Below are 16,524 nucleotides of genomic sequence, written 5' to 3'. Positions count from 1 at the left end.
CCCCCCACTGTCCCACCATCCCGCTTCCCCCGCTGTCCGGCTCCGGTCCGCCCCGGTCTACGCTGCGTCGCCGCGACCTACGTGGATGCGTCGTACACCTATGCGGTCTGAGGTCCGGTCTCGTTCACGGCCGTACCCACGCGTCCGACAGCAGACCGGCTTCCCCTTCCAGCGCAGTTCACGAGGTGGAGGTCCAGGTTCGGCGGGTGCCGGCGGGAGCTGAGCCCTCGTCGCATCTCAGCGTGGTCTCGGAGACAGGTCCGGACGACGACCCTCCCGTGAATGTCGGGGAACGAGCTCGCGAACTCCCCAGCAGCGACTACTGGCAGGGCGTGCGTTCGGTTACGTTTCCGTCCATTGACTCTGGGCCGGAGCCTGGCGCCCGGGCCTGCTGCAGTGATCGCGCACGCATGCGCCGTCCGGATGCACCCCGGGCTTCAGGCGCCAAGCGACTGTTCCGCGCTGCCTCCGGTGGCCCCACCCCCCGGCCGGCCCTCTGATATTCCTTGGGGTTCAGGTGGCGCACACCAGTCTCGCACCGTCGCAACTGTCCATACCGAGCCATGCCGACCCCCCTGGCAGGACGGCCCGCAGGCCCGCAGAGCACGGCATGCGCTTGGACATCCAGGGACTCCGCGCGGTCGCGGTCCTTCTCGTGGTCTTCTCCCACGCCGGCATCCGTCACCTGGCGGGCGGCTACGTCGGCGTGGATGTCTTCTTCGTGATCTCCGGTTTCCTCATCACCTCGCAGATCCTGCGTGAGGTGACCTCCACCGGACGCGTCGCCATCGGGCGCTTCTATGCCAGACGCGCTCTGCGCCTGCTGCCCGCATCCACGCTGGTGGGCGTGGTCACCCTGGCGGGCGCGTGGCTGTGGCTCTCCAAAGCCCGCTTCATCGACTACGCCGGCGACGCTGTGGCCAGCGCCTTCTACTTCGTCAACTTCCGTCTCGCCGAGAGCGGCGCCGACTACCTCAACGCAGCCGCGCCTCCGTCTCCGTTCCAGCACTTCTGGTCTCTGGCCGTGGAGGAGCAGTTCTACCTGGTCTGGCCGGTACTGCTGTTCGCGAGCTGGCGGCTGCTCCGGCGCCGCACCCTGGTGGCCATCCCGCTGGCGCTGCTGTGCACGCTGTCCTTCGTAGTCAACATCTCGCTGACGGCGGGCAACTCACCGTGGGCCTACTTCGGCTCGCAGACCCGTGCCTGGGAGCTGGGCCTGGGTGCGCTGCTGGCCCTCGGTGCGGACCGGTTCGACCGCCTGCCCGCCACCGTGGCGGCACCGCTCAGCTGGGCCGGCCTGGCAGCGATCGCCTACGCCGGCCTGGTGTACGACGACTCGACCCGCTTCCCCGGCTGGTACGCGGCGGTGCCTGTGCTCGGCACGGTCGCCGTACTGGCGGGCGGAGCCGCCTCCGGACGGTTCGGCGCCGTCGCGGTCCTCGGCCTGCGGCCCGCCGTGTGGATCGGCGGCGTCTCCTACAGCTGGTACTTGTGGCACTGGCCACTGATGGTGATCCTGCCGCACGCCGTTCCCAGCGGCCTGCCCGTCGGCGCGGTGCGGCTCGGCGCCGCAGCGCTGGGACTGGTGCTGGCCTGGCTGACGCTACGTCTGGTGGAGAACCCGGTCCGGTTCAACCACGTGTTCAAGCGGAGCGCCGCTCGCGGGTTGGCGCTCGGCCTCGGCCTCTCCGCCGGCACCGCCGCGATCGCCCTGGTGGCCGCGCAGTTCCCGCCGGCCCTGGCCTCGGACGGGAACGCCCCCTCGCTCGCCGGCACGGTGGCCTCCGCCGAGGACCCGCTCCCCGCCCTCCAGAAACTGCTGGCGAACCCGGACCATGCGCTCCCGGCCAATCTGACCCAGGACCTGAGGACCGTGGGCAAGGCCAAGTCGGCCATCTATCTCGATGGATGCATGGCCAGTTACACCAGCGACAGGGTCCCTGCCGGTTGCGAGTACGGCGACACGTCCAGCTCGACCGTGGTCGCACTCTACGGTGACTCTCATGCGGCCCAGTGGTTCCCGGCGCTGGAGGAGCTGGCGAAGCAGAACCACTGGAAGCTCGTAGCCCTGGCCAAGGCGTCCTGCAAGGTCGCCTGGGTCACCACCAAGTACCAGAACGGCCCTTACACCACGTGTGACACCTGGCGAAAGAAGGCGGTCGCGAAGATCCAGGCGGCACACGCCGGCGTAGTGATCACGAGCTCCTCCAACACGATAGTCCCGTGGAAGCCCGAGGCCGACTGGCATGCCCAGTGGCTCAACGGCTACGCGACCACCTACCGGGCACTGCAGAAGGGCGGCGCCAAGGTGGTCACCCTGCTCGACACCCCCTCGCCCAAGGGCAACGCGGTGGATTGCGTCTCCAACCACTCGGACGATCTGAGCCGGTGCACGCAGCCGGAATCCAAGGTTGACCCGGCGCCCGACATGCGCCGGATCAACCTGGCCGCGGCGCAACAGGCCGGGGTGAGCGTGATCGACCCGGAGGCCTGGTTCTGCGTCGACGGACGCTGCCCTGCCGCCGTCGGCGACACCGTGGTCTATCGAGACGACAGCCACGTGGCTGAAAGTTACGCGACCGCCATCGCCCCGCTCCTGAGGGACAGCCTGACCGATCTGTTCGGACCCGACCTGGACCGTGTCCCCCGAAAGGGCTGACGCCGGCCTGCGGCCCGCCCGGTCCGCCCGGGCGGGCCCGCCGTCACCGCCGTCGCGATCCGCACAAAGGCATGCGACTCGGGCCCTCCTCCGGCAGCAGTCGGTGATCGCCGGCCACACGACCGACTCTGCGGCGGTCACCGGCACCTACGTCAGCTCGGGCTCCGGGAACGTGCTCCAGGACATCTCCGTGACCTGCAACACCATCTGCGACACGGGCTCCGGCGGCGCGATCGTGGTGTCCAACACGGATACCGGACGCATCGGTTCGGTGGTCGTCAGCGGCAACCTCATCCGCGCGGCCGGGGCGCCGACGCGGTCCTCGGCCTCGGGACGGCGACGGTGGCGAACGGAAACCTCGGCTGAACCGCCGGACCGCCCCCGGCAGACCCTTCGCGTGGCCCGCCCACGCGGGCCGCGCGGCAAGGAGGGGAGGGACCCCGGCAACTGGACCTTCGACCGCGCGACATTCGTCGAACGGTGCACCTCATGACGCGGTCAGGGCTCGCGGTATGAATCGAGGCCGCTCAGACAGTACGCCCGGGCGGCCTCAGCCGTTCGCAGAGGTGAGCCTCAGACCTCGGTCACCGCGGTGACCCGCCACGGGGCCAGCCGCTGTACGTCGCGGGCCGTCTCCGTGACACCGCTCAGGAAACCCTGGGCGCGCGGTGACGCCGTGTCCCGGAGCCACTCCGGGGCGATGTCGCAGACCGCGACCTTGACCTCCGTACCGACCAGGGCCAGCGGCAGGGTGTGGACCACCGTGGACGGGAAGCTCAGGACCGTACGGCCGATCGGGCCGCGGCGGGCGATGAGTTCCAGAGGGAGGTCGGGGCGGACGATCTCCAAGCCGGTGGCCGCTTCCAGGGCGTGGAGCTTGTCGGCGGACTCCCGGCGGTGCGCGAAGTAGCGGGTCGCGCCGTGGGTACGGGCGAGGCCCGAGACCGCCTCCAGGTACTGCTCCTGGTCGATGACGCCCGTCTCGACCAGGGAGGTGCCCACCAGGTCCGCGCCCTTGGTGAGACGCGGCGGGCCGAAGCGGGCCCGGGTCCAGGCGAAGGTGTTGGGGGTGACCGTGATGCCGGCCGGAGCCTCGACCGGCATCGCTGTGAACACCTCGACCGTGCGGGTCCCGGACGGCGTGAAGCGGCGGCGGGCGGTGGCCGTGACCGGGGCCAGGACCAGTTCGCGCGGGCCGGAGCTGCCGCGCCGGTGCCAGCGCACCAGGCGTTCGCCACGGGCCAGTTGGGCGACGAACTCCATCGTCGCCGTGCCGTCGTCGACCACCGTGATGCAACGGGCGCGGACCATGGTGAGGAGCAGCTGCACATACCGGGAGAACGGGTCGCCGATCACGATCCGGTCCGCCCGGCGCAGCAGTCCCGCCAGTGACCGCAGGGTCTTCAGGGGTGTGCCCGCCCCGCCACGCGCCTCCTGCCAGCGGACGGTGACGCCCTCGTCGCGGGCCAGCTCCGCCATCCGGCGCAGCTGACCACGCGACATCGGGTCGACCGGGGGGAGGACGACGACCGTCATGTCCCTGCGGACCAGGTCGTCGCCTCCCTCTGCGTAGGCCCACTCCAGGACGTTCAGGAGCTGGACCGGGCTCTCGACGAAGGCGAGGTTCACCGGTCGGCCCGTCAGACCGCGGCCGGCTCGGCGGCCTGGGCCGCCTCGGTGTTCTCGGAGACGACGCCCGCGACACGGCGGAGCTTCTTCATCGGACCGAGCTCGGACTCGTACACCTTCTTGACGCCGTCACCGAGGGAGGCCTCGATGGTGCGGATGTCGCGGACGAGGCGGGTGAGGCCCTGCGGCTCGACGGAGGCGGCCTGGTCGGAGCCCCACATGGCGCGGTCGAGGGTGATGTGGCGCTCGACGAACGCGGCGCCGAGGGCGACGGCGGCGAGGGTCGTCTGAAGGCCGGTCTCGTGGCCGCTGTAGCCGATCGGGACGTTCGGGTACTCCTGCTGGAGGGTGTTGATGACCCGCAGGTTCAGCTCCTCCGCCTTCGCCGGGTACGTCGAGGTGGCGTGGCAGAGCAGGATGTTGTCGCTGCCGAGGACCTCGACCGCGTGGCGGATCTGCTTCGGGGTCGACATGCCGGTGGAGAGGATGACCGTGCGGCCGGTGGCGCGCAGCGAGCGGAGCAGCTCGTCGTCCGTGAGGGAGGCGGAGGCGACCTTGTGGGCGGGGACGTCGAACTTCTCCAGGAAGGCGACGGCCTCGGTGTCCCACGGGGAGGCGAACCAGTCGATGCCGCGCTCGGCGCAGTGCTCGGAGATGGCCCGGTACTCGTCCTCGCCGAACTCGACGCGGTGACGGTAGTCGATGTACGTCATCCGGCCCCAGGGGGTGTCGCGCTCGATGTCCCACTGGTCGCGCGGGGTGCAGATCTCCGGGGTGCGCTTCTGGAACTTGACGGCGTCGCAGCCGGCATCGGCGGCCACGTCGATCAGCGCGAGGGCGTTGCCGAGGTCGCCGTTGTGGTTGATGCCGATCTCGCCGGTGATGTAGACGGGCTGACCGGGGCCGGCGGTGCGGGTGCCGAGAGTGCGCAGACGGGAGGTGCTCATGAGGGTGTTTCCTTACTTGGTGGTGGACTCGGGGGAGTCGGTGGGGGTGGGCTTGTGGTCCGTCAGGGTGGGGCCGAGCAGCCAGGCCGCGATCTCGCGGATGGCACCGAAGCCGCCGGGGGTGGTCGTGACGGCGCGCGCCGCGGCGCGTACCGAGTCGTGGGCGCTCGCGACGGCGACGGGCCAGCCGGCGAGCGCGAAGCAGGGCAGGTCGTTGACGTCGTTGCCGACGTAGAGCACGCGCTCGGGGGCGATGCCCTGCTCGTCGCACCACTGCTTGAGGGCGAGGTCCTTGCGGTCGATGCCGTGCAGGACGGGGACCTTGAGCTTGTTGGCGCGGGCGGCGACGACCGGGTTCTGCTCGGTGGAGAGGATCAGGAGGTCGAGGCCGGACTTGCGCAGGGCCGCGATGCCGAGGCCGTCGCCGCGGTGGACGGCGACGATCTCGCGTCCGTCGGCGTCGATGAGGACCCGGTCGTCGGTCTGCGTGCCGTCGAAGTCGAGGACGACCGCGTCGATGTCGTCGCGGGTCGGCAGCGGCGACGGGTCGAGCAGCGGCGCGAGGGCGCGGGCGCGGGCCAGGTCGTGCGGGTCGTCGATCTCCAGGACCCGGGCGGGGTCGGTGCGGACCAGTGCGGTGTCGCCGAAGAAGCGGTGGCGGTGGGTGCGGAAGCCGGCCACGTCCATGGCGTACGCCGCGCCCGTCTCCAGCAGGTCCTCGGGGCGGTCCTGCCGCATCTGCCGGACGCCCTTGTCGTGGTTGACGCCGTAGGCGTGTTCCTCGACCGCGCTGCCGTCGCGCCAGATGAAGCCGTGGAAGGGCGCCACCGTGACGGCCGTGTCGGCACCGTCACGGGCGACCGCCGCGGCTACGCCGTCGACGTCCTCGCGGGTGAGGAACGGGCTGGTGCACTGGACCAGGAGCACCACGTCGACGGTGCGGCCGTGCATCGCCTCGTACGCGTCGAGGGCGTGCAGCACCGCGTCCTCGCTGCTCGACCTGTCACCGGCGATGGCTGCCGGACGCTGCACGCAGTGCACCCTGTCGGAGGCTCCGAGGGCGTCTCCGGCGGCCCGTGCGGCGGCCGCGACGGCCGCGTCGTCGGTGGTGACGACGACGTCCGTGACCTCACGCGATCCGAGGCAGGTGTTCACCGCGCGGGCCACCAGCGGTACGCCGCCGACCTGGGCGATGTTCTTGCCCGGGACGCCCTTGGATCCGCCGCGGGCGGGGATCACGGCGAGCACGGTCGGGGTCGGGGTCGGCGTCATCTCTGCTCCTGAAGTGGTGTTCACAGTTCGCCCATCCGCCGGATCACGGGGGCGACCCGCTGGACTCCCTGCCGGTACGCGCCTCGCGCCGCTTCCCTTACGGCGTCGCGGACCGCGCCGCGCACCCCGCCGCTCTCGCGCGGCGTCGCGGCGCCCGGCAGCGGATGGCCGTCGGGGGCCAGGTGGTGGCGGGCGAGGATGCCGGGGAGGTAGCTGGGGGCGGTGGCGGGTGTGTAGTACGGCGTGAGGCCGGGAAGGCGGGGTTCGGCCAGCAGCGCGTCGACGCGGGCGCGGGCGGTGTCGTAGGCCGTGTCGTACGTGCCGTCCGCGGCGACGCCCTGGCCGGCCAGCCACTTCTCGTCGGGTTCCGGGTGGGAGCCGCCGTCGAGCCGGTCCCAGGAGGTGAGCAGGCCCGAGCCGATGAAGTGGTGGTTGCCGAGGGCCTCGCGGACGCCGAGGTCGGTGAGGATCGCGGTCGGGATGCGCCGGTGCAGGGATTCGAGCGCGGCGGTCGAGGAGACCGTGACCAGCAGGTCGGTGCGGTCGAGTACCTCGCCCATGTGCCCGTACACGAGGCTGAAGTTGGGCGGCAGGCCGCCGGGCAGCTTCTCCGCGAGCCGCTGGTACGGCAGTTCCTCGATGTGCGTGGTGTGCTCACCGGGCTTGGAGCGCAGCTTCAGCAGCACCTCGCGGTCGGGGTGCAGCCTGGCGTGCTCGACGAGCCTGCGCAGCAGGTACGTGCGGTCGGCGCGGGATGCCGGTACGGAGGGCTGGGCGGCGAACACGACCGTGTCGCGGCCCTCCTGCCTCCGGTGCGGTGCGCCGCCGAGGAACGGCAGGGCGGCCTCCGTGACGGCCGAGGCGTCGGCGCCCACTCCCTCGTACACCGCGCGGAAACGCTCCGCGTCGTGCCGGGAGTTGGCGAGGACGACGTCCGCGCCGTGCCGCAGCAGCAGCCCGTCGGCGAGCTTCTCGTAGACGACGCCGACATAGCCGGTGACGACGACGGGCCTGGCGGGCAGCCGCAGGGCGGCGAGGCCGTGCAGCATCGCCTGGACGGCGCCGCCCACCAGGGCCAGGACCACGACGTCGTACCCCTCGTCCCGCACGGTGTGCAGGAACTCGACGGCGGTCACCTCGCGCACCCGGCCGGTCTCGATCCCGACGTCGCCGACCTCGGCGAGCTGGCGCGGGGTCGGGGTGGCGCGGCCGCGCAGCAGCAGGCCGCTGATCTCGACCGGCCGGTCCGCTGTCCGGGACGCGTCCGGGGCTCCGGTGGTCAGGCGGCGCGCGGTGAGCGCGCCCCATTTCCACCGGGTGTCCGAGTCGGCGAGCACGGCTACCCGGAGCGCCGTCGTCTTACTGGTACGTGGGGGCACGTCCAAGAAGTTAGGAAGGCATTCCGATTCGCGGCCCAACGTGACGGCAACAGATGGTTAACAGCCCGCCGACTGTTGGCGAATCAGCTTCACAAATACCCTGCAATCGCCCCGGAATCGGGCTGGTTCATCATTCCGACATTCGTCGTTCACCTGCCGTCCCTTCTGGGGCCAGGGCAAATCGCGGACATGCCCCTAGCGTGAGACGGGTGGTTAAGCTCTCCGTCATCGTGCCGTTCTACAACGTGCAGACATACGCCCCCGAAACCCTGAGAAGCCTGCGGGCCAACGCCCGCGAGGACTTCGAATTCATCCTCGTCGACGACTGTTCGACCGACGGGACTCCGGAGATCCTCATGCGCGCCGAGCGTGAGCTCCCCGGTGCCGTCCTGGTCAGACACGAGAAGAACGGAGGCCTGGCCACCGCACGCAACACGGGAATCGACGCGGCGAGCGGCGAGTACCTCACGTTCCTCGACGGCGACGACTGGGTGGCTCCCGGCTACTACGACCGGCTCCTCGCCGCCATCACGGATCTGGGCTGCGATTTCGTACGCACGGACCATGTGCAGTTCACGGACCGGGTACGTACCGTCCACCGGGTCCCACACGGTCTGCGCGACACCGTCATGCGGCCGCGCGACGTGATTCTGCCGTCCGACAAGTCGACGTCGGTGGACTACGCGTACGCATGGGCCGGCGCCTATCACCGCAGGCTCGCGGACTCGGGACTGCTCCGCTTCCGGGACGGGCTGCGCACCGCCGAGGACCGGCCCTGGATCTGGCGCCTGCACCGCGAGGCCGATTCCTTCGCGGCGATCGGCCTGCTGGGAGTCTTCTACCGGCGTGGCGTGGCGTCCTCGCTCACCCAGATCGGCGATGTGCGGCAGCTCGACTTCATCCGGGCCTTCGATCAGGTGCTCGAGGAAACGGCAAAAGACCCGGAGGCAGAGCGTCTGCTTCCGAAGGCAGTGCGCACCTATTGCGCTGTCATGGCGCATCACCTGGAATCCATTGAAAGGTTCGAACCAGCAGTGGCACGGAAATTGCGCTCCATGAGCGGGGCGGCCCTGCGGCGTATGCCCCAGGAAATTCTCGCCGATACGCTGAATTCGCTGGGCGATCAGCGCGCGGCCCAGCTGCGCCGTGTCCGGCGTCGCTCCGTGTCCCGGGAGGTCGCGGCCTGATGGTCGGCACGTACACCGCGCCGACCGGCCGGTCCACCACCCAGATCTTCTCCGCGTGCACGCAGTACGCCGCCGCCACGGTCGTCGCGGCGTTGCGCGCGGGCCGGTTCGGTCCGCGGTCCGAGCACCGGCGCATCCTCGTCGTGAGTGACACCTCGCCCTCTCCCGAGCTGGGCACACCGCTGCATCGCAGGCCCGGATTCGAGGCACTCGAGTCCGAATTCGACACCGTGCATTCCTGGAACGAGTTCATCCAGCCGTTCCATCCCGCGGGCTGGTCCCCGCGGGAGCAGGACGCCTCGCTGTGGGAGCGGGCCGTCCGTGCAGCATGGGACCTGGGAGACGAACCGGTCGAGATCGCCTGCGAGTCCATCCAGGCCAACCCGTCGCAGGCTCTCGCACTGATCTTCGGCGAGAGCCCGGTGCACATCTACGCCGACGGCCTGATGAGCTACGGCCCGACCCGCAGCAAGCTCGATCCGATGATCGGCACCCGTATCCGCAGGCTGCTCCACCTGGACCTGGTGCCGGGCCTGCGGCCGCTGCTGCTCACCGAGTTCGGCGTCGAGTCCGAGATCGTGCCGACCGATGTCTTCCTGAAGGTGCTGGACGAGCTCGCGGGATCGACGGCCGTCAGCGGCCCCTCCGGCTCCGCACCGGCCCTGCTGCTCGGCCAGTATCTTTCCGCGCTCGCCATCCTCACACCCCAGCAGGAGGAGGAACTGCACGCGCGGATGCTGCGCGGCGCTGTCGCGCTCGGCCACACCCAGGTCGTCTTCAAACCGCATCCCAGCGCGCCGGCCCACTGGACGCACCTGCTGGAGCAGGAGGCGCAGCGGCTCGGTGCCGAACTCACCGTTCTCGACAGCCCCGTCCTGGCCGAGACGCTCTTCCGCACCATGCGTCCGGCCCTGGTCGTGGGCTGCTTCTCCACCGCGCTGTTCACCGCCGCCACGTTCTACGGCCTGCCGGTCGCCCGCGTCGGCACCGACACCCTGCTGGAGCAGCTCACCCCGTACCAGAACAGCAACCGCATCCCGCTGACCATCGTCGATGCGCTCCTGCCCGACCTGGAGGACGCGTCCGCCGTCACCGGCTGGTCGCTCCCCTCCGCAGAACAGGTCCGGGGCGAACCGACCGACCTCGTCAGCGCTGTCGGCTACGCCATGCAGCCACAGATGCAGGCGGCACTGCGCCCCCATGCCGAGCGCTACCTCAGCCGGCACCGCGGCAACATCTGGCGCTATTTCAAACGGCGCCGGCTGACCGTACTGGGGCTGCCCGGCGCCGTTCCCGCACAACTCGCCTTCATTCCGCGCAATGCGACGGTGCGCAGGATCGCCCGTAAGGCACGCACCCTGAAGCGAGCGGCGGCGAACTGATCCACGTTCTTGTGCCCTCGACGCGAGCGGCCCCGGTCCGGCCGGTTCCGGTGAACCCACACGTCCCGGCCGGTTCCGGAAAGGAGCGTCCCCGTGGCCGGACCGCGGCGGCGTTCGGCGTGCCCGCGCACCCGGGAGCCGGTACCCGCCCGCACCGCGCACCCGCGCCTCCCCGCTCCCCCGAGACGCAGCCCTTCCCGTATCCGGGAGGACACCGAGACTTCATCTGCCCACCATCGCGACGTGGTGTGCCCCGGGCACCGCACAAGCGTACGTTCCCATCCATGCCCTCCCTTCTGCGAAACCGCCTGACGAAGCGCGCTCTGCGCCCTGCCATCTCCCTGGTCGACCGGCGTATCCGCCTGCGGGTGGAACGCAGCGCCGAGCAGCTGCGCCGCGAACTCGACGTGCTGCGCCGGGGCACGGAGGACATGCGGCGCAGCCAGTACGCGCTCGGGCTGCTGCTCGACGGGACGGGCCGGGGTGCGCACCGCATTCCGCCGGCCCGGGAGATGGACGAACTGGTGCGTCAGATAGCCGACTTGAACGGGAACGAGACGCATGCCCGGCGCAGCGCCGTCGTCGCCTACCGCACGGTCGTGGCACTGGAAGCGCTCGGGGTGGGCAGGCTGGCCGGTTCCACGTCCAATGTGTGCGGAAAGCTGGCCACCGTGCCGCTGCTCTCGCCGCCGAACGGCAGCATTCTCGAAATCGGCACGCTGTACGGGCTGTTCGCCTCCGCGTTGACGCGGATGGTGCACCGGGCGGGCATCGAGCCGGACCTGACGATCGTCGACCCGCTGGCCGGCATCCAGCTCCAGCCGGGCACCGCACAGCCCGCCGACCCGACGGGAACCCCGGTGCGCGAGGACGTGGTACGGGCCAATCTGGCTCTCTGTGCCGGCGGTTCGGCGCGCATCCGGCAGGGTCTGTCCTCCGACCCCGAAGTGCGGGAGGCGGTCTCCGACCGTGCGTACGGCGTGATCATCGTGGACGGCGACCATTCCCTGGAGGGAGTGGCGGCCGACCTCGACTGGGTCGAGCGGATCGTCGCCCCGGGCGGAATCGTGGTACTCGACGACTACGGTGACGCCTCCTGGCCCGGCGTCCAGGAAGCCCTGGACAAGCACCTGGCGGACGGCTCGTCCCGGCTGCGGATGCTGGGCAGGGTGTCGACGTCCGCGTATCTGCGGGCAGAGTGACCGGCCGGCCCGACCCGGGCGTTCACGGAGGGTGGGCGGAGTCCGAACCGCTGCGGTGAACAACCCCCTGCCGCGGGCGGCTCAACGCGCCCCGTACCGCGCCTCGATACCCGCGACGATCAGCCGCAGCCCGTCCTCGAAGCGTTCGTCGTAGTGGGCGAAGATCTCGGCACCCGCCGCGGCGGCCAGGGGGTACTCGGCCATCCGGCCGGCACGCTCGCCGATGTCGAAGCCGTCGCGCCGCTCGTCCGGCATCGGCCGGACGCCCTGTTCCTCGGCGACGAAGCCCATGGTGTACGCGTAGGCGGTGGTACCCGCCCGGACGGCCTGCCACAGCTCGAACCCGGCGTCGACCATGGTCCGCAGATGGGACTCCAGCCCTTCGGCATGGTCGGTGCCGGTGAACTTCGCACCGCCGTACACCTTCGCCCCGTCCCGGTAGCGCAGCAGCGCGGTGCGCAGCCCGCTGTGGTACGCGACCAGCTGGTCCTGCCAGCGGTCCGGGGACGGACTCGGCAGATCCTCGTCGAGCATCCGGCGGTACATGACGGTGGCCATCTCGTCGAGCAGCGCCTGCTTGTCCTTGAAATGCCAGTAGAGCGCGGGCGCCTTGACGTCCAGCTCCTTGGCGATGGCCCGCAGGGAGAGCCCGTCGAGGCCCGTCTCGTTCAGCAGCCGCAGCGCCGCGTCGGCCACCCGCGCCCGGTCGATCTTCGTCGTGCCCACCTTGACAATTTAACAGCGTTAAGCCGACACTGCGAACCATGGAACTTAACAGCGTTAAGGAAACCGAGGTCCTGATCGTCGGCGCGGGCCCCGGCGGCCTCGTACTCGCCTGCGACCTGGCCCGCCGAGGGGTGCGCGCGCTGCTGGTCGAGCAGGCACCCGCACTCTTCCCCGGCTCGCGCGGCAAGGGCATCCAGCCGCGCACCCGCGAGGTCCTCGACGATCTCGGGGTCGGCGACGCGGTGCGCAGGCACGGCGGCCCGGCACCGGTCGGAATGGTCTGGCAGGAGGGGATGCGCCAGGGCGAGCACGACATGTTCCGCCGCGCCGCGCCGACGGAGGCGGAGCCCTACGGGGAGCCGTGGATGCTGCCGCAGTGGCGGACCCAGGAGATCCTGCTGGCCCGGCTGCGCGAGCTGGGCGGCGACGTCGCCTTCTCGACCGCGCTGACCGGACTCGACCAGGACGCGGAAGGCGTCACGGCGCACCTGGCCACCGGCCCGGTGCGCGCCTCCTACCTGGTCGCGGCGGACGGCGGCCGCAGTACGGTCCGGCGCGCGCTCGCCGTCCCGATGACCGGTGAGACCGTGGACCCGGCGCCGATGCTGGTCGCCGATGTCCGCGTCACCGAGGACGCTCTCGATCGGCTCAACTGGCATGTCGTGAGGGGAGAGGGGGGTTTCGTCACCCTGTGCCCGCTGCCCGGCACGGCGGACTTCCAGCTGGTCGCGCAGTTCGAGAAGGGCGAGCCGGACACCTCGGCGGAGGGCATCCGCGCCCTGGTCGCCGCCCGTACCCACCTCGCCGCGGACGACATCACCGAGGTGCGCTGGTCCTCCGACTTCCGGCCCCGTGCCGCGCTGGCCGACCGGTTCCGCGAGGGCCGCGTCTTCCTGGCGGGCGACGCCGCGCACGTCCACTCCCCCGCAGGCGGGCAGGGGCTCAACACGAGTGTCCAGGACGCCTACAACCTCGGCTGGAAGCTCGGCCAGGTGCTGCGGCACGGCGCACCGGCCGCGCTGCTCGACAGTTACGAGGCGGAGCGCCGTCCGGTCGCCGCCGCGATGCTCGGGCTCTCCACCCGCATCCACCGGGGCGAACAGGAGCGTGGCGCGGCCGCCCAGCAGCTGGGGCTCGGCTACCGCGAGGGTCCGCTGTCGGTGGGCCGGGCCGGCGTCCTGCACTCCGGCGACCGCGCCCCGGACGGACCGGCGGCCGGGGGCCGGCGCCTCTTCGACATCTTCCGCGGCCCGCACTTCACTCTGCTGGCCGTCGGCACGGACGCGGAACCGCCGGTGTCCGACGGCGACCTGGTCCGCGTGCACCGCACGGATGCCTACGAGGCGTACGGAACGGGCGTGTTCCTGATCCGCCCCGACGGCTACATCGGCTGGGCGGGCGAGGACACCGCGGACCTGGCCGGCTACCTGGCCCCGCTCGGCCTCGCCCCGCTCACACGCTGCTGAGCGAGAGCTTCGCCGCGAAGCCGAGGAACAGCACACCCGCTGCCGAGGTCGCACCCGCCGACAGCCGCTTGCGCCGGCGGAAGGCGGCCGACAGCCGGGTGCCGCCGAATATGAGCGTCGACAGGTAGAGGAAGCTGGCCATCTGCAGCAGCGTGCCCAGCAGCAGGAAGGACAGCGCCGGATAGGCGTAGCCGGGGTCGACGAACTGCACGAAGAACGAGATCAGGAACAGGATCGCCTTCGGGTTGAACAGGCTCACCACGAGCGCCCTCCGGTACGGCCGCTCCACCGTGGCCGCGGGCTCGGGGGTCTCCTCGGTCAGTTCGGCCATCTGCCGGTGCCGCTCGCGCCACATCGAGACCGCAGCCCGCAGCATGCCGATCGCGAGCCAGGTGAGGTAGCCCGCGCCCGCGTACTTGACGATCGCGAAGAGCACCGGCGTGGTCTGCAGCAGGGAGGCGGCGCCGAGCGCGGCCAGGGTCATCAGCACCGTGTCACCGGTCCACACACCGGCCGCCGCCACATACCCGGTCCGCACTCCGCGGCGGGCGGCGACGGAGAGCACGTACAGCGAATTCGGCCCCGGCAGGAGAACAATCAGCACGAGGCCGGCGAGATAGGTCGGAAGATCGGTGACACCCAGCATGAAAGGGAGTGTCGCACGGGGGTACGACACTCCGTCCCGAAGGGTTCAGCAGGTGAGACGCGGCCGGGGCTCACGCCACGAGGCCGGGTACACGATGAGCTCGCCGGGCCGGTGCCCGTGCTTCAGCTCACCACCGCAGGTGATCAGTCGCAGCTCGCGGCCGGGGGTGTCGCCGCGAGCCGTTGCGGCGAGTGCCGCGGCAGCCGCACGGAGGGCGATGCGGCACGAGGCGCGGTAGGACATGGACAGGGCGTCATGTCCCTTCCCGCGCGTCAGAACGCGTCCGCCGGCACGTACGTCCCCCACACCTCCCGCAGCGCGTTGCACACCTCGCCGACGGTCGCCCGCGCCGCCAGCGCGTCCTTCATCGGGTACAGGACGTTGTCCGTCCCCTCGGCCGCCTTCTTCAGCCGGTCCAGCGCCTCGTCGACCGCGCCCTGGTCGCGTTCGGCGCGCAACTTCGCCAGCCGGGCCGCCTGCTGGGCCTCGATCGCCGGGTCGACCCGCAGCGGCTCGTACGGCTCCTCCTCGTCGAGCTGGAAGCGGTTGACGCCGACGACGACGCGCTCCCCGCTGTCCGTCTCCTGCGCGATGCGATAGGCGCTGCGCTCGATCTCGCTCTTCTGGAAGCCGCGCTCGATCGCGTTGACCGCGCCGCCCATGTCCTCGACCTTGAGCATCAGCTCCAGGGCCGCCGCCTCGACGTCGTCGGTCATCTTCTCGACGACGTACGAACCCGCGAACGGGTCGACGGTGGCCGTGACATCCGTCTCGTAGGCCAGGACCTGCTGGGTACGCAGGGCCAGACGGGCGGACTTGTCGGTCGGCAGGGCAATGGCCTCGTCGAACGAGTTGGTGTGCAGCGACTGCGTGCCGCCGAGGACCGCGCCCAGGCCCTGGACGGCGACCCGGACCAGGTTGACCTCGGGCTGCTGAGCGGTGAGCTGGACGCCCGCGGTCTGGGTGTGGAAGCGCAGCATCAGCGACTTGGGGTCCTTCGCGCCGAACTCCTCCCGCATCACCCGGGCCCAGATCCGGCGTGCGGCACGGAACTTGGCGACCTCTTCGAGGATCGTCGTGCGGGCGACGAAGAAGAACGAGAGGCGAGGGGCGAAGTCGTCGACGTCCATGCCGGCCGCGACGGCGGTGCGGACGTACTCGATGCCGTCCGCGAGGGTGAACGCGATCTCCTGCGCGGGCGAGGCACCGGCCTCGGCCATGTGGTAGCCGGAGATCGAGATGGTGTTCCACTTCGGGATCTCGGCCCTGCAGTACTTGAAGATGTCGGCGATCAGCCGCAGCGAGGGCTTGGGCGGGAAGATGTACGTGCCGCGGGCGATGTACTCCTTCAGCACGTCGTTCTGGATGGTGCCGGTCAGCCGGCCGGCCGGGACGCCCTGCTCCTCACCGACCAGCTGGTACATGAGGAGCAGCAGCGCGGCGGGCGCGTTGATCGTCATCGAGGTGGAGACCTTGTCGAGCGGGATGCCGCCGAACAGGATCCGCATGTCCTCGACCGAGTCGATCGCCACGCCGACCTTGCCGACCTCGCCGGATGCGATCGGCGCGTCGGAGTCGTGGCCCATCTGGGTGGGCAGGTCGAAGGCGACGGACAGGCCCATCGTGCCGTTGGCGATCAGCTGCTTGTAGCGGGCGTTCGACTCGGAGGCCGTACCGAACCCGGCGTACTGGCGCATCGTCCACGGCCGGCCCGTGTACATCGTCGGGTAGACACCGCGCGTGAACGGGTAGGCGCCCGGCTCCCCCAGTTTGTCCTCGGCGTGCCACCCGTCGAGTGCGTCCGGCCCGTAGACCGGCTCGATGGGCAGTCCCGACTCCGACTCGCGCGTCATCTGCTGTGCCTCCCGCTGGAGCTACTTGCTGGTAACCAACGACCCTCGCGACGGACTGTAGCGGGGGGCGTGCAACCGGTGGAGAGGCACGGGCTGGGACCTTGCTCACAAGGTGCGTCCTGCCGCCTTCCCCGACGCACTCACCATCATGCGCGGGCTTTCGCAACCGAGCAGAG

At 70.8% G+C, this 16,524-nt stretch carries 14 protein-coding genes; 6 read left to right on the top strand and 8 right to left on the bottom strand.

Annotated elements, in window-relative coordinates:
* Nucleotides 1–610: 610 nt before the first annotated feature.
* On the top strand, nt 611–2,659 hold the full coding sequence (locus LRD69_RS20325; RefSeq protein ID WP_277327976.1) for an acyltransferase family protein: 2,049 nt from the start codon (nt 611–613) through the stop codon (nt 2,657–2,659).
* A 103-nt stretch (nt 2,660–2,762) separates the two neighbouring features.
* Nucleotides 2,763–3,152 carry a hypothetical protein gene (locus LRD69_RS20320; RefSeq protein ID WP_277327975.1) on the top strand — a complete coding sequence of 130 codons (390 nt, stop codon included), beginning with the start codon at nt 2,763–2,765 and terminating at the stop codon, nt 3,150–3,152.
* A gap of 80 nt (nt 3,153–3,232) precedes the next feature.
* Here LRD69_RS20320 and LRD69_RS20315 read toward each other — a convergent pair whose 3' ends face one another.
* The 4 genes from LRD69_RS20315 to LRD69_RS20300 are packed head-to-tail and all read right to left on the bottom strand — an operon-like array spanning nt 3,233 to nt 7,886.
* Nucleotides 3,233–4,288: a hypothetical protein gene (locus LRD69_RS20315; protein WP_277327974.1), complete on the bottom strand. Its 1,056-nt coding sequence runs from the start codon at nt 4,286–4,288 to the stop codon at nt 3,233–3,235.
* An 11-nt stretch (nt 4,289–4,299) separates the two neighbouring features.
* Nucleotides 4,300–5,235 (bottom strand): N-acetylneuraminate synthase family protein, encoded by a 936-nt coding sequence (locus LRD69_RS20310; RefSeq protein ID WP_277327973.1) that lies wholly within the window; start codon nt 5,233–5,235, stop codon nt 4,300–4,302.
* Nucleotides 5,236–5,247: 12 nt separating this feature from the next.
* Entirely contained in the window at nt 5,248–6,507 is a 1,260-nt protein-coding gene (locus LRD69_RS20305; protein ID WP_277327972.1) for an acylneuraminate cytidylyltransferase, read from the bottom strand.
* A 20-nt stretch (nt 6,508–6,527) separates the two neighbouring features.
* Nucleotides 6,528–7,886, bottom strand: a complete 1,359-nt coding sequence (locus LRD69_RS20300) for a DUF6716 putative glycosyltransferase (RefSeq protein ID WP_277327971.1) — start codon at nt 7,884–7,886, stop codon at nt 6,528–6,530.
* A 209-nt stretch (nt 7,887–8,095) separates the two neighbouring features.
* Here LRD69_RS20300 and LRD69_RS20295 point away from each other — a divergent pair, with 209 nt between their 5' ends.
* From LRD69_RS20295 to LRD69_RS20285, 3 genes are all read left to right on the top strand, one after another.
* On the top strand, nt 8,096–9,073 hold the full coding sequence (locus tag LRD69_RS20295; RefSeq protein ID WP_277327970.1) for a glycosyltransferase family 2 protein: 978 nt from the start codon (nt 8,096–8,098) through the stop codon (nt 9,071–9,073).
* Nucleotides 9,073–10,455 carry a polysialyltransferase family glycosyltransferase gene (locus tag LRD69_RS20290; protein ID WP_277327969.1) on the top strand — a complete coding sequence of 461 codons (1,383 nt, stop codon included), beginning with the start codon at nt 9,073–9,075 and terminating at the stop codon, nt 10,453–10,455. The genes LRD69_RS20295 and LRD69_RS20290 overlap by 1 nt, the downstream gene beginning before the upstream one ends.
* Before the next feature lie 284 nt (nt 10,456–10,739).
* The gene (locus tag LRD69_RS20285; RefSeq protein ID WP_277327968.1) at nt 10,740–11,657 is read left to right on the top strand and encodes a class I SAM-dependent methyltransferase; all 918 of its coding nucleotides are present in this window, start codon (nt 10,740–10,742) and stop codon (nt 11,655–11,657) included.
* Nucleotides 11,658–11,738: 81 nt separating this feature from the next.
* Here the strand turns inward: LRD69_RS20285 and LRD69_RS20280 are convergent, their stop codons facing one another.
* Nucleotides 11,739–12,383 (bottom strand): TetR/AcrR family transcriptional regulator C-terminal domain-containing protein, encoded by a 645-nt coding sequence (locus LRD69_RS20280; RefSeq protein WP_277327967.1) that lies wholly within the window; start codon nt 12,381–12,383, stop codon nt 11,739–11,741.
* A gap of 38 nt (nt 12,384–12,421) precedes the next feature.
* On the opposite strand from LRD69_RS20280, the gene LRD69_RS20275 reads away from it, so the two are divergent.
* Nucleotides 12,422–13,849 (top strand): FAD-dependent monooxygenase, encoded by a 1,428-nt coding sequence (locus tag LRD69_RS20275; RefSeq protein ID WP_277327966.1) that lies wholly within the window; start codon nt 12,422–12,424, stop codon nt 13,847–13,849.
* On the opposite strand, the gene leuE is transcribed toward LRD69_RS20275, so the two are convergent.
* The 3 genes from leuE to LRD69_RS20260 are packed head-to-tail and all read right to left on the bottom strand — an operon-like array spanning nt 13,836 to nt 16,348.
* On the bottom strand, nt 13,836–14,495 hold the full coding sequence (gene leuE, locus LRD69_RS20270) for a leucine efflux protein LeuE (protein WP_277327965.1): 660 nt from the start codon (nt 14,493–14,495) through the stop codon (nt 13,836–13,838). The genes LRD69_RS20275 and leuE overlap by 14 nt on opposite strands.
* 45 nt (nt 14,496–14,540) lie before the next feature.
* A complete protein-coding gene (locus tag LRD69_RS20265; protein WP_277327964.1) occupies nt 14,541–14,738 on the bottom strand; it encodes a hypothetical protein in 198 nt (65 codons plus the stop codon).
* Nucleotides 14,739–14,767: 29 nt separating this feature from the next.
* Nucleotides 14,768–16,348, bottom strand: a complete 1,581-nt coding sequence (locus LRD69_RS20260; protein WP_277327963.1) for a methylmalonyl-CoA mutase family protein — start codon at nt 16,346–16,348, stop codon at nt 14,768–14,770.
* Nucleotides 16,349–16,524: the final 176 nt, after the last annotated feature.

The sequence above is a fragment of the Streptomyces sp. JH14 genome (assembly GCF_029428675.1).
Taxonomy (GTDB): Bacteria; Actinomycetota; Actinomycetes; order Streptomycetales; family Streptomycetaceae; genus Streptomyces.
Note: the sequence above shows the minus strand (reverse complement) of the source record. Positions and strands in the feature narration are given on the sequence as shown.